This window comes from Vibrio sp. 2130-1 (assembly GCF_033339515.1).
Window position 1 is genome coordinate 385,948 of sequence record NZ_JAWOUT010000003.1, and the last position, 14,992, is coordinate 400,939.

At 42.9% G+C, this 14,992-nt stretch carries 10 protein-coding genes; 6 read left to right on the forward strand and 4 right to left on the reverse strand.

Annotation, left to right across the window (positions count from 1 at the left end; genetic code table 11):
• Window positions 1–4 precede the first annotated feature (4 nt).
• Window positions 5–1,546, forward strand: coding sequence for an NAD(P)H-hydrate dehydratase (locus R7Q09_RS06550; protein ID WP_318070623.1), 1,542 nt, complete (start codon window positions 5–7; stop codon window positions 1,544–1,546).
• Window positions 1,547–1,982: 436 nt separating this feature from the next.
• Window positions 1,983–3,026: a GMP reductase gene (locus R7Q09_RS06555; protein WP_053304513.1), complete on the forward strand. Its 1,044-nt coding sequence runs from the start codon at window positions 1,983–1,985 to the stop codon at window positions 3,024–3,026.
• A gap of 146 nt (window positions 3,027–3,172) precedes the next feature.
• On the opposite strand, the gene R7Q09_RS06560 is transcribed toward R7Q09_RS06555, so the two are convergent.
• The 3 genes from R7Q09_RS06560 to R7Q09_RS06570 all read right to left on the reverse strand — a co-directional run bounded on the left by R7Q09_RS06560 (window position 3,173) and on the right by R7Q09_RS06570 (window position 7,007).
• Entirely contained in the window at window positions 3,173–4,462 is a 1,290-nt protein-coding gene (locus tag R7Q09_RS06560) for a linear amide C-N hydrolase (RefSeq protein ID WP_053307252.1), read from the reverse strand.
• 439 nt (window positions 4,463–4,901) lie between these two features.
• The gene (locus R7Q09_RS06565) at window positions 4,902–5,228 is read right to left on the reverse strand and encodes a hypothetical protein (RefSeq protein WP_005373454.1); all 327 of its coding nucleotides are present in this window, start codon (window positions 5,226–5,228) and stop codon (window positions 4,902–4,904) included.
• 87 nt (window positions 5,229–5,315) lie between these two features.
• Window positions 5,316–7,007 carry an FAD-dependent oxidoreductase gene (locus R7Q09_RS06570; RefSeq protein WP_318070624.1) on the reverse strand — a complete coding sequence of 564 codons (1,692 nt, stop codon included), beginning with the start codon at window positions 7,005–7,007 and terminating at the stop codon, window positions 5,316–5,318.
• A gap of 283 nt (window positions 7,008–7,290) precedes the next feature.
• Between R7Q09_RS06570 and R7Q09_RS06575 the strand changes: the two genes are divergently transcribed.
• Window positions 7,291–7,764 (forward strand): DUF1842 domain-containing protein, encoded by a 474-nt coding sequence (locus R7Q09_RS06575; protein ID WP_318070625.1) that lies wholly within the window; start codon window positions 7,291–7,293, stop codon window positions 7,762–7,764.
• Window positions 7,765–7,898: 134 nt separating this feature from the next.
• Here the strand turns inward: R7Q09_RS06575 and R7Q09_RS06580 are convergent, their stop codons facing one another.
• On the reverse strand, window positions 7,899–10,571 hold the full coding sequence (locus tag R7Q09_RS06580; protein ID WP_318070626.1) for an ATP-binding protein: 2,673 nt from the start codon (window positions 10,569–10,571) through the stop codon (window positions 7,899–7,901).
• A 1,367-nt stretch (window positions 10,572–11,938) separates the two neighbouring features.
• Between R7Q09_RS06580 and R7Q09_RS06585 the strand changes: the two genes are divergently transcribed.
• The 3 genes from R7Q09_RS06585 (at window position 11,939) to R7Q09_RS06595 (ending at window position 14,959) form a co-directional block, all read left to right on the forward strand.
• A complete protein-coding gene (locus R7Q09_RS06585; RefSeq protein WP_318070627.1) occupies window positions 11,939–13,243 on the forward strand; it encodes a hypothetical protein in 1,305 nt (434 codons plus the stop codon).
• On the forward strand, window positions 13,236–14,198 hold the full coding sequence (locus tag R7Q09_RS06590; RefSeq protein WP_005373444.1) for a formyltransferase family protein: 963 nt from the start codon (window positions 13,236–13,238) through the stop codon (window positions 14,196–14,198). The genes R7Q09_RS06585 and R7Q09_RS06590 overlap by 8 nt, the downstream gene beginning before the upstream one ends.
• A gap of 146 nt (window positions 14,199–14,344) precedes the next feature.
• Window positions 14,345–14,959 (forward strand): phage tail protein, encoded by a 615-nt coding sequence (locus tag R7Q09_RS06595; RefSeq protein ID WP_005373442.1) that lies wholly within the window; start codon window positions 14,345–14,347, stop codon window positions 14,957–14,959.
• Window positions 14,960–14,992: the final 33 nt, after the last annotated feature.

Genomic DNA, 14,992 nt, shown 5'->3' on the forward strand with positions numbered 1-14,992 from the left:
GAATATGGACTTTAATCTCGCCCTAAAACTCTACACCGCAGAGCAAGTAAAAAACGGTGAAACGCTGGCTGCGCAAATGGCTGGTGTTTCTATGTATAGCTTAATGCAACGCGCTGGTATGGCCGTGTATGAGCGCTTTTTACATTTGTATCCTAAATCAAAAAATATCCTAGTGATTTGCGGTAAAGGGAATAACGGTGGCGATGGTTACGTATTTGCATCTCTTGCGAAACAAGCTCAACTCAATGTACATGTTTTCCAAATTGGTGATGTATCTGCGCTAAAAGGTGATGCTTTGCGCGCATACCAAGATTGGCAGTCAATCGACGGTGTTAACAATGATTGGGATGAATGGAATACCGCATTGCTAGAAGCAGATGTGATCATTGATGCCATGTTAGGTACTGGTTTAAGCGGTGAGGTTCGTTCGGAGTATCGTCGCTATATTGACCAAATTAATCAAATTCATACCCCTGTGATTGCAGTCGACGTTCCTTCTGGTCTGTGTGCTAATACAGGTGCAGTTTTAGGTGATGCTATTCGTGCCGAGCATACTGTAACCTTCATTGGGGTTAAGCAAGGCTTATGCACTGGACAAGCGAGAGATCGAGTTGGCAAGCTCTACTTTTGTGGTTTAGGCGTCAATACTAAGTTTGATACTATCGAAGTAGAAAGTGCATTAGGTATTGATCATCAGGTTGTTTCAAGATTAATGCCCAAGCCAAATCCAACGGTCCATAAAGGTGACAACGGGAAGTTGCTTTGTGTTGGTGGCAATCAAGGGATGTCTGGGGCGATTCGTTTATGTTCCTCCGCAGCGATTAGAGCCGGAGCGGGTTTAACTGCCGCAATTACTCACACGAGTAGCCTTATTCCACTGCAGGTTGGTTGCCCAGAAGTAATGAGCCAGAGCATCACCACTGACTTGCTCAGGGATACTGAGAACGACTTAACTAAACGCATACGCTGGGCTGACGTATTAGTGTTTGGTCCTGGCTTTGGAGATGATGAGTGGGCTTATCAAGCCTATCAATATCTGGCTCAAGAGCAGAAACCTAAAGTTGTTGATGCTGATGGCCTCAATATTCTAGCGATGCTGAGCCAGCGATGCGATGGCACTCTAGTGTGCGACAACCATCGAGTGATCACGCCGCATCCTGGAGAGGCAGCTCGACTACTAAATGTAACCATTCAACAAATAGAAAGTGACCGATACTCTGCTGCAAGACAACTGCAAGAGCGTTATGGCGGTGTAGTGGTTTTAAAAGGCGCGGGGACGCTTATTTACGATGGAACGAGAATGTACGTCTGTCTAGCGGGTAACGCCGGAATGGCGACTGGGGGAATGGGAGATGTGTTATCTGGAGTCATTGGTGCATTACTAGCCAAAGGTTTACCAATTTCTGTTGCCGCACGTTTAGGTGTGGTACTTCACAGTCATGCTGCTGATATAAACGTGAGTCAGCATGGTCAAATTGGTCTTTTGGCAAGTGATGTCGTTAGCACTCTTCGTACCGCTATCACCCAAGAGCTCTATCGAAATTAATTAGATTTCATGCATTGCTGAGAAAATTGGTCGATTTTTTTGAGTACTTTTTTACGAATTAGCAGGGCATCTTAGTATTAGGTGATTGAGTTTTAGGCAGATTTGAGAGGTGATGCGTTTTAATTTTTAAGATATGACGCAAAGGTTTGCGCAATGGGTTAACTTAAGTGCTTTCTCAAGTTGTTGATAGTTATAAATAATAAGAGGTTTTGGTGACTTGGGGAGCGTTTTTGATATGCGATTTTCAAGATGGTATCACAAAAAAAATTCAAATATCAGACTTGTAGGAAATAAATCACAGCCTATAATGCTGAAAACCGGAGCGTCTGCCAACGCTCCGGTTTTTTTGTGTCCGAAGAACAGTGAACTCGTCTGCCAACGAAATCACTACGCACTCTGAAATGACACATATACATATGAATCAAGGAATTACACAATGCGTATCGAACAAGAACTTAAGTTAGGTTTTAAAGATGTACTGTTTCGCCCGAAACGTTCTACCCTTAAGAGCCGTTCTCAAGTAAATTTAACCCGCGATTTTACATTCAAGCATAGTGGTCGTCAATGGTCTGGTGTGCCAGTAATCGCAGCAAACATGGATTCGGTTGGTAGCTTTGCAATGGCTAAAGCGCTGGCTGAGCATGGTGTAATGACCGCTGTTCACAAACATTACACGGTAGAAGATTGGGCTGAGTTTTCTAAATCAGCAGATAAAGTAACCATGAATAACGTTATGGTGTCTACGGGAACATCTGACGCAGACTTCCAAAAAACCAAAGACATCATGGCACTTTCAGATGAATTTATTTTCATTTGTATCGACATTGCAAATGGTTACTCAGAGCATTTGGTCGAGTATGTTGAACGCGTGCGAGCAGAGTTCCCAGACAAGGTTATTTCTGCAGGCAACGTGGTTACTGGTGATATGTGTGAAGAGCTAATCCTAGCTGGTGCAGACATCGTTAAAGTGGGTATCGGCCCAGGCTCTGTATGTACAACTCGTGTAAAAACGGGTGTTGGTTACCCGCAGCTTTCTGCAATCATCGAGTGTGGTGATGCAGCGCACGGCCTTGGTGGCATGATCGTCGGTGACGGTGGCTGTTCTTGTGCGGGTGACGTAGCGAAAGCATTCGGTGGTGGCGCGGACTTCGTAATGCTAGGTGGGATGCTAGCGGGTCACGAAGAGTCAGGCGGCGAAGTGATCGAGAAAGACGGCGAGAAGTTCATGAAATTCTATGGCATGTCGTCGAAGAGCGCGATGGACAAGCACTCAGGTGGTGTCGCTGGCTACCGTGCGGCTGAAGGTAAAACCGTATTATTGCCATACCGTGGTAGCGTTCACGGCACTATTCAAGACATCCTTGGAGGCGTTCGCTCAACATGTACATACGTAGGTGCAGCAAAGCTTAAAGAGCTAACCAAGCGTACTACATTCATCCGCGTTCAAGAACAAGAGAACAACGTGTTCGGTAAAGAGTAAATCGACTGAATGTAACAAGTGTAAAAGCAACCATACGTTATATCTATAGCAGATAAAACTATACTATATGCAGCTATGAGCCAGAGTGAGATTGATTTCTTACTCTGGCTTTTTGCTTCTCATTTGTTTGCGCTTCAAAATTAACTCTAAGCGATTTTAATAGTTGGTCGAGATTCGACTTGTTCAAACGGTAATGATGTTGTAACTGGCATGAGCTGTAAAACGCTTGAAATCTGACAGTCTCTATTTAACCCAATATAGTCTTTGACATTAGCGACTCGCCAAGTCATGTCTCCGTAAGTACGCAGATAGAACGCGGGTGATTGATGACTGTTATGTCTAATAACGCTCCATTGGGTAATATCACTAAAAAAGACTTCAGGCTTATCGGATGTCTCAAACTCATTCGCCATGATGCCCAAAGGTATATCAACGCGATTAAGTAGCTTTTGTCCGAGTGAGAAGGCTTCGTCGAAGTTAGTTGGTTGTTCGCTTAACTGCTTAATTGCATAGGTTTGTACAAATCGAGACGGCGGTGTTGGGTCGGCGGGTAGACCCATCAAGCCAGCGCCATTGATTGATTGAAGTGGGCCAGGCACTTGGACATGACGTTGCATGGTTGCTTCATTGTTCGGTTCTGGGTTGTAGTTGCGCAAATTGGAAAAATAAGAGAGGTGATTGACATGCCAATGGTAATTTGGGCAGTTAGTCATTACTCCAACGTAGGAGTGGTCCACAACCACTTTATAATCATCAAAGTCGTATTCGGTACATTGATAGCGTGCTTGCTGATTTTCCTCTTTGCTGAACATATCGCTTTCTTTGAATGCTCGATAGATATGCATATTACCGTTAAGAAACTCAATGACGGCACTGTCATTATTTGCATCGTGAATCACGAAATGCTGGTCCAAAGCCATGTTGTCACTCTCTGTTTCACCAGTTGAAATAGTCGAGTTAAACACGTAAACGGGGTGGGTGGTGAAGTAGGTCACCATCTCGTCCACAGTATTAAACGTAGACAAGATAAAAGTACCAAACAGGCCGCTGCCTAATGCAAAGGCATCATCAGGGATGTGAGAGGTCGATACATTTTGATTGAGAATGGGCAAGTACAGTGACCCAACAGAAAGGCCAGATTCATTAATGCCATCAGCTGTTAAAAGAGGGTTATTATACCGGGTAATGGCATTGCAGTGTATGAAGCTCAACTCTCCCTGCCAATTTGCTCGAAACTCACATTCTTTACTGTGAAGTTTTGGCGGCTGACCATTGAAAACACGGTCGGCTTTTCCGTCGGAAGTAAAGGTCGTAATTTGGTAAGTTTGTTGGGCTCTAAACCAAATCTCGGTCTGAAGGTTAACTGCAAACTCCATGGTTCTAGCGGATAAGGTTTGGTTGTTGCAACCATAATTGATATTAACATCTGTACACATAGCCATGCTTTCCGTTGTTTATCTTGAATGATGAATATCCAAGAAACCCTCTGAATCAAATGCTTAGAGATTACGTGGATATAGATGAATTGCGCTTTAATAATGGTTTTAGCCATTGAGATAAGCGCATGCTATTAAGTTAAGCATTCAATCAAAAAACGTCATTAGCAGTTTAGTATCAGTTAAAATTGATATAAAAGAGATGAACTAAAGATATTACTTTACCTTATAATCACATGATACATATTGTTAATATCATTTTGTCTGATTTTATATTGAAATTATTATATATCTTGATGATTTAACGTGAAGGAATAAAAATTACAATATTTAGAATATGATTGAAAATGAAGGTAATTTGCAATTTAAATGCTGAGAAGTGAAACTGCCCGAGAAGTTGTGCAACTGTCTCGGGCGAAGTGATGAATCAGGTGAGCAGCTATAAAGTTTTCTCACAAGAACCGCTAAGTGGTGGAGATATTTTTAAATTATCATTAAAGATTTCTACAACGACGGGGCCTTTATTTTCATCTTTTGCATAGTATGCACAGGACTTGTCCCCAGTATAGGTTTTACCTGCCTTTTTGAAACTGTAATACCAGGAGTCATGGGTAGCGGCACCGGATTCAAAACTAGCAGATTCAGATTGTTCGCCAATATTCAAGTCGAAATGAACCTCCATTTCCGGAGAGTCTTTAAATCTCACATATCCGGTGATTTTATCGTTGGAGTTATTTTTAACGTAAAATGAACCCTTAGTTGTCATAATTTTTCCTCTTTTTTAATTTCTATACGTGATAGAACGGCCAAATGACGTTCTGTTAATATATGCTTTTTAAGATGCATATTGATGTTAAATGATGGTCTTATTAGTTCTAAGGTGATTAAACTTATCCTTAGCGTATTTTTCTTTTATACCGATTAAGTCGCGGTAGCTTCGATCAAAATAAACGCTTGTCGGAATTGCCGGATCTTTAAAGCTGATGAAGGCACCATAGGTTCCCGGTATATCAGCTTCTCTGGCTTTATCAATCCAGTCCATGGCTCTGTTTACATCAACAAGTACTGGGTTATTTTGTAGTTCTAGTTTTTGCTTTATCTCTTCATTCCACCAGGTTTGATATTGGACTGTATATTGACACTGGCGGTAGGGGAAAGATATGTCTTCAAGGTCGTCTGAGTGATGATAAAAACCGCCAGTGATCGCCCCTAAGGTTACGTAACTAAATAGCCCTTGATCGCGGTTTTCTGGCTTTATCAAAGGTGAAGTTAAGCTTTGCAAAAGTGCAGTATAGCCTTCTGGTTTAAGACCTCGCTCTGACACCAATCGCGAAGTGATTTTGTGAGGTGCTGGGGCGTCATAATCGGGAGGGAAAGGAGAACCGTTTTGACACAAAGAATCGCGCCCCCATGTGCTCATCAGGGAGTGATCGTATTTCTTCCCGTCAAAGTCAGTGCCATGTGCTTCATAGACTTGAACTAAATCAGGGAAACAAGCGCCAAATTGAACGGCTATAAATTGGTGAAGATCTTGTTCTGTTCCTTCCCAGTAGCCATACATGGTGCAGTGATGGCTGATGGTTTCAATATCACAGTGGTTAGATGATTCAGGCAGAGCATCAATTTGCAAGTTGGTGCCAAGAAGTTTAGGCGTATCGAGGCTTTTTATAGCCTGCTCCCAATTTTTTAGCACATCTATGGTAGGGTGCGTTGGTATTGGCTGAAGCATACCGTTGATTTTTGGATAGAGGTTCCACTGAAGCTCGAAGCGGTGGATCTCTTTGGGTAAAGGGAATGTTTTTACGCGTAGCTCGGTAACAATGCCATAGCTCATGCCTCCGCCGCCTCTTAGTGCCCAAAATAGGTGAGGGTTGGACTCTGCTGAGACTTCTGTGATCGTACCATCACCCAATACCACGGTTGCACTCACTAGGTGCTCACAACACATGCCGTATTTTCGCGTCCAAGGGCCCCATCCTCCGCCTTGAATATAGCCAGTCAACCCAACTGTGGCACAGGTTCCATGTGCAACCATTCGATCATGCTCTGCAAGTTTTGGTGTCAGTTGATAGAAGCGATAGCCAGCACCAATGGTGGCAATATTGTCACACAATTGGAAGGTCTTAATTCTGCTCACGTCAATCAAAATGACGTTGTCACCACTGCATTCACCTGCGTGATCATGCCCTCCTGAGCGAACACGAATCGGGAGATTGAATTGAGTTGCTGTTAGATAGGCTTGCTGAACTTCTTGCGTACTTTCGCACATGACAATGACAAAGGGTTGGTGTTGATAGCGAGTATTGAAGATGAGTGACTCGACTTGATATTGGTTCAAACCGGGAACCGGTGAAACCGTGTTTTCAAGAGGTGTCAGTAATCGTTCTTTAGGAAAACCGCACTTATCCATTTTCTGAATAAACAGTTTGGCATTATTGACTGAGATTGAGTACGCGCTAAGTACAGCGAGGCGTTGTATTTGAGGGTTAGGGTGCTGTTCTACCACTTGGTTTTCTTTAGTTCCCTGCATCCATTCATGTTCCATTATTTTTTCCATTTGGCTTATGTATTGAATAGTTGTTCAAATATTAAACCAAATGCATACATTCACCATATCAGTTTGGTATCAGTTGTTCTGTACAAATCGCCAAAAGCATCAGCGAGAGAGCAACAATATCTGGTTGATGAAAAGAACGATCGGCATCTGCGTGACCGTGGATAATTTATGTAGTCAAGTAGATCTGAGCCTAAATTGATACTGAACCAGAATGACGTGTTATCTACATTGAATGGGTCACTAACGACAATAAATTCAGTTGGAGAACACAATGAAAATGGACTCAAAAGAATCACAAGCAATTTTTACTGCTCATTATCAAATTGGTAACGGCTTACCTGGAGGAGTGAGCTTCGATGTTAATCTACTCGTGGCCAGCGAAGACAAATCAATAGTGGGTAAAGGACATATCTTTCAGGCCGTTAACCCACCGTTAAATGTGGTGTCTGATCTCAATGGTAGTTTCAACTATCAATGCACGATGCGTGATTGTCATATCATGGTGACGTTGCAGGGCTACCAGCCTTATCTAGGCATTGCTCCTTTAGGAGCTGATCTTCATAACGTAACGCTCAACATCCTACTTAATGATGATTGGAAGTCAGGCGTGGCATTCTATCGATATAAAAATAGTTCAGGTAAATGGATTGAAGTAGCAAATCAACGCGTTACTCTACTTTTGCCTGAGCATGTTCCTAGCATCGAGAACTTTAAGGTGGAGCAAAATGATCTTGCGCCAGCATAAATCTCATCAGCGATGACACTGTGCCAAAACACAGATATTCGATGGTTTCGAATATCTGTGTTTGACGAGGTAAATCGAGTAAACACGATGACTTGACGGTGCAATTAATCGACTTTCTTCGTTTATTGAATATTTCATGGTTGAGTAGATGTGGAGAGCCAATGGTCCAGCTCATCAACACTTATTTGAGCCTGATTCAGTTGATGCTTACGCGCGGCCTGATTGAAGTTTAACAACTCAGAGACGGAGCTGGACTGGTCGAGTAAGGCAAGCATCAGATTCGCTTGTTCAATATAAAAGTCACCCCATGGATGCGGATCTTCTCGGGTGAAGTTAGACAGCTTATCGCGATATTTTCGAAGTAGCGTAGGCTGCTTATACTGCCACGCTACTTGGATTCCTTGTTGGTAAAAGCGTAAATAGTTATGACCGACACAGGTAGATTCTAGCCAAGCCTCACCAGTGCGCAAAGCGGAGAGGGCCGTTGATTCATCGCCACAAATAAGTGCCTTGGTAGATACGAGCCAAGGACCAATAAAATTGTGTAGCTTATTGATATGAACAAGATCTAGAGCCGTGTCGATGTCCGAAAGGGCTTTCTCCTCTTTTCCCTGATACCAGTGCAATCTTGCACTGGACTCCAAAAGAAAAGCGACAAATCGATGAGCATTAAGCTGTTTTGAAAGTTGTAGAGCGGTCGAGATTTCGTTTTCAGCTTGCACCAAGACATTACGGTCGAGAAAGATCCATGCAGCCGTAAGCCTAGAAACAATTTCTGCTCGGCGGTTTGCCGTGAGATAGGCAAGATTCGAGGCATGCTGAGCCTGTTTTAGTGCTTCGTCAGATTGCAGTTGATAGATCATCACTGTTGCCAGCATGTAGCGATTGGCAGTTTCAATCGAAAGCAACTGATGCTCTTCACACAGTTGCAAACACTCGGTTAAGTGCTCGTATGAGCGAGCCATTTTTCCTTGTGCGTAGGCACAATCACCGAGGCCGCCAAGCGATTTTGCTTTCGCGCGAAAACAGTTTGCTCGTTGACTGTAATCTAATGCAAGTAAATGTTCTTTCTCACATTCGTCTAGCTGCCCAGTGGGGAACAGCATATTACCTCTCATCGAGTGAATTTCACACAAAGATTTATTTAACGTCAGCTTTTCGCACAGGGCTTGGGCTTGGTCTAAAATCGACATCGCTTGTACAAAGTTGTCGGTTAAACGGTAGGGGTTAATGAGGTCTAAATAGTATTGAACACGTTCAGAATCATTTTCTGTGTGATGAATCGCTTGCTCAAGAACCTCAATACTCTCTTTGATGCGTCCCATCGAATACAGGCAGTTTCCTTTCATATTTAGTGCATACGCCATCTGTGCTTTAGGTGACTCTTTAATAGCGTATTCAATAAGAGTCAGTGCTTTTTCAAATTGATAATTGCTCAGGTAATGTTTGGCGGTCTGGTCAAGAACAGTAAATACACCTTCGCCCTTGGCATGATTGATATGGACTGCATATAAGAACCGATCTCGGTTCTCATACCATTTTGCGCAGGCCATGTGTATTTTTGAACACTGTGACTTGTCTATTTGACGGAAAACAGCATTACAAATCAAATCATGATGGAAAAGGTATTGATCGCCATTGAGTTTTACTAAGCCAGCGTCGACTAACTTATCTGGTACGTAGCCGGGAATTCGAGTGATTTCACGCAGTTGCTCCAGTTGAAAGTACTGCCCTAACACAGATGCAGTACAGAGTGCTTGGCGATCTTGGGCTGGAAGTTGAGCTAATTGTATCGAAACTAAATGTTCCAATGACTCCGGAACGTCTTTATCAAACTGAGAACAAAGTAGTGTTTGGCGTAAGTATAGAGGATGGCCTTTCGCAAGCTTTATACAGTCATTGATATGTTTATTCTGTTGGCATGTGATTGAGCAAGCTAACTCGTAAGACTCTTCAGATGATAACTCCCTAAGTTCGATTAGATTCACGTTGGCAAACCAAGATTGTTTGGAACTAAGTCGTTTTTGCTGCCTAAACGTCAGAAAGAGTAAAATATTGGTGTTTGTAATATAAGGTAGCAGTGTCTCAAGAAATGCCAACATTACCTCGTCGGCCCAATGGACATCTTCAACAATAATCAAATGCGGTTTGCTGGTCTGCCGTTGTTGAATTAAGAAAGGGATAGATTGCTCTATCGTTTGTTTCAGCGTTTGGAACTCCATTAAGTTCAGCAGCTGTTTTTCTGATTCGTTGAGTGTTACCCCCATTAACCAATAAAGGCAGAGATGGAAAGAAGAGGGAATTGATGACTCGACAGTCTGCTGACGAATAGAATCATCGGTATCTTCACGAGTAAATGAACAAATTGCCCGAGTGAATATATTTTGAGGGGACAAGAGATCAGCACTGCCATGATTCAGGATTTGAATCTCTGTGGTTAAACACGAAGAACGACTCAAAGACGAAATGATCTGGTTGAGTAGGCTGGTCTTTCCTATCCCTGCGGTACCAGTAATACAATACGTTTGGCCTGCTTCTTGTTTTTGCCATCGCTTGATTCCGCTATTCAATGTTTCTAGTTCAAGTTTACGCCCTACGAAACAGTCAGTATGGTTTTGGTGTAAGGATACAAAATGCCAGTTGTTGAAGTCCGGCTCTCCTGTTAGAAAAGGTTTTATTGGTCTGGCACAATTGGACGAGATAAAGCAAGGACAAGCGGCTATTTCTCCCCAAGGGATTTTAACTAGGATTTCATTGATTGGGGTTATCGCATTCGGATGTTCCGATAGCTCAGTGATTCGATACATGTATTTCACATTGATAAAAGACCGAATCGAAGCCGAAAGAGCAACCTGTAATTGAAGGGCTAGTTGTCGAATTCGCTCATAAATATATTCGTCCGATTCCTGTAAAGACCAAGTAAGAACAAACGTCCGGTTTTGTATTATGGGTGTAGTGTTTTGGCTGAGAAGTAAGGTTTGCAGAGCCTTTGCGGTCAAATCACACTTTGCTTCGATTGCAAAAATAAAAAAATATGGTGGTGATGAAGATACATTTGTAAATAATGGTTCTGAGGCCCGATCTATTAAAAGGTCCTCTACGGGGACAGAAAAGTATTCCGCGAGATTGGATGCGGTACGATACAGCACATTCGCCCCAGACTCTGCTCGCTTTATAGAAGCAATAGATACGACAAAACCCTGTTGAAAGCATTCTTCCGCCAGTCTTTCTTGGCTCAGTCCTAATTTCTTTCTCAGTTCTTTGAGTCGTAATACGTTGAGTGGAATTCTTCCATCCCTATTTGCCATATTTCACTCCGTTGTAACGTATAGCTTTTCCCAGTAAACCTGAATCGATTGGATATGTTGAGTGAATAAATTTATCTTATTTCACCACATATAATACTAGTAGTTAAAATGTTATATACGAAAATGAAATGGGCATTTTAATCCTCAAGCCATCTTAATTCTTTGTTATATTAGTGGTGTTTTTGTTATTAATAATTTTGATGTTTATTGTTGTGAGTTTATGTTTTTCTTAATAAGTTTTTGAAATATCTTTAAACTTATATCTTTTAAAAGATTGCACACTTTCAACTTATATTGGACTGCATTAAACTTTAAAATTTAAATCCTTTAATTTTAGGGATATAAATTGACAATCTTATTTTTAGTGTTTTTTTTGATCTCTATTCTGGCTAACTAATTTTTTCTAGTCTATAAATCAAATATCGGCAATTTCAAAATAACTGCCGACAAAATTATTTTAATTTCAATATTATAAATAGTTGGCTTTATACAATGGATATTGGCTTTTCCTGCCTGTTAAATGGCTCTCATATTACACCACACTTGAGTGCCGCGCTTACCTCTATTAAGGAGACTGCGTGGCTGCCATATGTCAAACGATCTTGTCATCGAGGGGATTGGCAAGCGCTTGCTTTAGAAGAATCACATCGAAAGGCCTATTACCCTAACTATTTACTACTCTCTGAATTTCCAGGATTAGAACTGTTTTTATCTCAATTTCTCTGCCCAATTTTGTCAGTACGGTTTATGAAGTTAGAGCCGGGAGCTGAGATATTGTAACGCGGACCTCTGGCATATGTTTTTCTCAAGTACAGGCGTGTTACATCATTAACTACTGCTAAAGCGGCAAGTGAGGTTCATGAATTATGCAAAAAGGCTCATCTATAGAATTCTACCAGCAACGTCCTAAATCTCGTGAGACGGTTGGTGTTGAAGTTGAAGAAGTGCAGCAACAAACTCAACAGTTTGATTTTGCTGAACCCCAAATGGATGAGCTGCTTAAGTACTCATTACGGACTCAACTTGAAGCTATGCTCCAAAACCAACTCAGCACGGCTGAACGCCGACGACAACTGAAAGAGAGTTTCGCTGCGGCAGTTGAGCTCGTATTGAAGGAGACGAAAGTTGAGCACCGAACACTGGTGCAAGCCTTTCAGACCATGTATGGCAACGCTTGCCAATCTCTTTCTCTGGCTAAACTCACTCAAGAGGAACTGACCCGACAGTACATTTCCACGTCTGGGCTGGTGATGTCCCCACTTAACTGTAAACACACCATCAAAGATGTGTACCGAATTAAAGGCTTTGCGTGTGGTATAAACAAAGCTATCCAACATATGCTTGCCAACAAATCACAGGTTAAAGTGCTTTATCCAGCTTGCGGCCCCTTTGCACCATTGCTGCTGCCTTTACTTGCTCACTACAAACAAAGTGATCGAATTAGCGCAGAGCAGCTTCAGGTGACACTAGTAGATATTCACCCCGGAGCCATTAAAGCACTCAATCAATTGATCGCGGATCTCGATATCGCAGACTACATTGAAGCCTTAGTGGAAGAAGATGCTACCCAATTTTCGCCAACTCAAACGTTTGATCTCCTGATACTTGAAGCGATGCAGCATGGCTTTAGTCGGGAAGGGTTCCTCAGCATCGCGAAACATTTGGTTCAATATTTACATATTCAAGGCGAAATGATCCCCAATCAGGTATCTGTGCGCGCCATGATGGTCATCGGGGAGACGGAATTTAATCAACAATGGGAAAAAGCAGAGTATGCACATTCCAACCATTGCCAGCCGGAAGCGATCGATGATCGAATTGATCTGGGAGAAATTCTTAACGTCAATAAAGCCATGTTGCTCAGAAGCGAGATTTTTGAGCTAGATGGTGGAATAAAAATGCTGCAAGGCAACACCATTGAGCTGCCGAAAGATGTGCCAGATATGGCAAAACGTATCCTCGCCATTTACAGCCATATCGATACTTACGGAGATGCGATGGTCGGACAATACGACTCTGGTATTACCCATCCTAAACCCGACATGACTTTTTATGTGGATGCCAAGCCCAAAGCTGTTGAACACCATTACTTTGAAGCGAAGGGAGGGGATAAGGTCAGTTTCTATTATCAGTTAACCGGATTGCCAGGTTTTGTCGCCACCCATGGATGATTTCGATATGCAGCAAAAATACGTCGTTTTTACAGGAAGTTGTTACGCCTTGCCCATCATTCAGTTGTTGGCACAACAGCATAAATTGGCGGGCGTGGTAGTACCGGAAGGAGAACTAAATCCTGACTTACAGCAGCTACAGAGCTATCTGAGCGCTCAATCGATTCATATTGCTCAGTATACCGCCAATGACAGCAGTGCTTTGATAGCGCAACTCGATGTTTGGCGAGTCACGGATGGCGTTATCTATTTGTTCAGGCACATAGTTCATTCCTCGCTGTGTCAGTTTTTCAACGGAAACTTGTACAACATTCATCCGGGAAAGCTGCCCGAGTATCGAGGCCCGATGCCTCTCTATTGGCAATTAAGAGAGGGTTTAGACACCTTTAGCCTCACCCTGCATCGTCTTGAGGCATCGGCTGATTCCGGCGCTATAGGAATGGAGTTAGAGGTACCATTTCACCCGTTTGAGACCTTAACCAGTGCTCAGCAAAAAGCGTCACAAATGACGGCTAAGCTGATGTATGACTTCCTCATCGCGCAACAAAAGCAAGGGCTGGTTTGGCGTGAACAAGTATCAAACCCCAACGAAGTGGCACGAGCAGTAAACCAACATGATCTGCACCTTCGTTGGAACGTGCAAACGAGTCGCGAAATCGTCAACTTAGTGCGAGCAGGCAATCATGACTTCGGTGGTGCGATGTTGAGCTTGCCAAGTGGTGTCGCCAATGTTTTGCAAGCAAGCGCAATGGAGACTTCTTTAGTCGGTGTAGAGGCGGGGAGAATTCTCGAGATCAGCCCACAACATGGGTTACAAGTGAAAACGTTAGATAGCGCCATATCAATAGATGTTATTGCTACACCGCAAGGCGTGTTTTCGGGTTATCGCTATGCGCAAATGGCTGGGCTAGATGCTGGGATGTCATTGCTCCAGCACGCTTCTGCTTGTGAGTAAATAAATATCTCAATACGGCTCTTTGCGGCAGTGATGAAGCCCGTAACGGTATTTAGTAATGCGAGATTGGAAAGTTTTAACCAACCACACCAATTTCGTTATGGGCTGGTTTTAACTTAAGTGTATACGTTGAAAGGAAGAACAGTATGGCTACAGAACCGTATCTTGGGACACTAACCGCATTTGGTGGCAATTTTGCAATTAGAAATTGGGCAATGTGCTCGGGGCAAATGCAGGCAATTGAAGATAATCCAGCGCTCTTCTCTCTAGTTAGCACTCTATACGGAGGTGACGCCCGAACTACCTTTGGTTTACCTGATTTGCGTGGCCGCAGTCCAGTTGGTGTAGGCACACGACCTGGGGGGATGGATTATCATCAGGGAGAAAGATTGGGTACTGAACTGGTAACTATTGATATAACTCAAATGCCAGCACACTTACATACGGCAATTTTTACCCCTCTTGGCACTTCTGCACCTGTAACAGGCAGGATGCAGGTTGCTACCAATGCTGCAAATACACAGGTACCCGATAGTAATTCGTATATAGCGCAAAACTCTACCCCCGGGTTCTATAAACCGACGTTTCAGCAACCAGATTTGACCGAGATCGAAGGCTTAAGTGTGTCTGGTAGTGGCTCGGGCGGAGGTACTGTAACTGTGACTGAAACAGGCGGTTCAATGCCACTTAATATTCTGAGCCCGGTATTGCCGATTAATTGGTTAATTGCCACTGCGGGAGTATACCCACCGCACAGCTAATCAACCAAGAAAGAATTGGCTGAATCTTTAGCT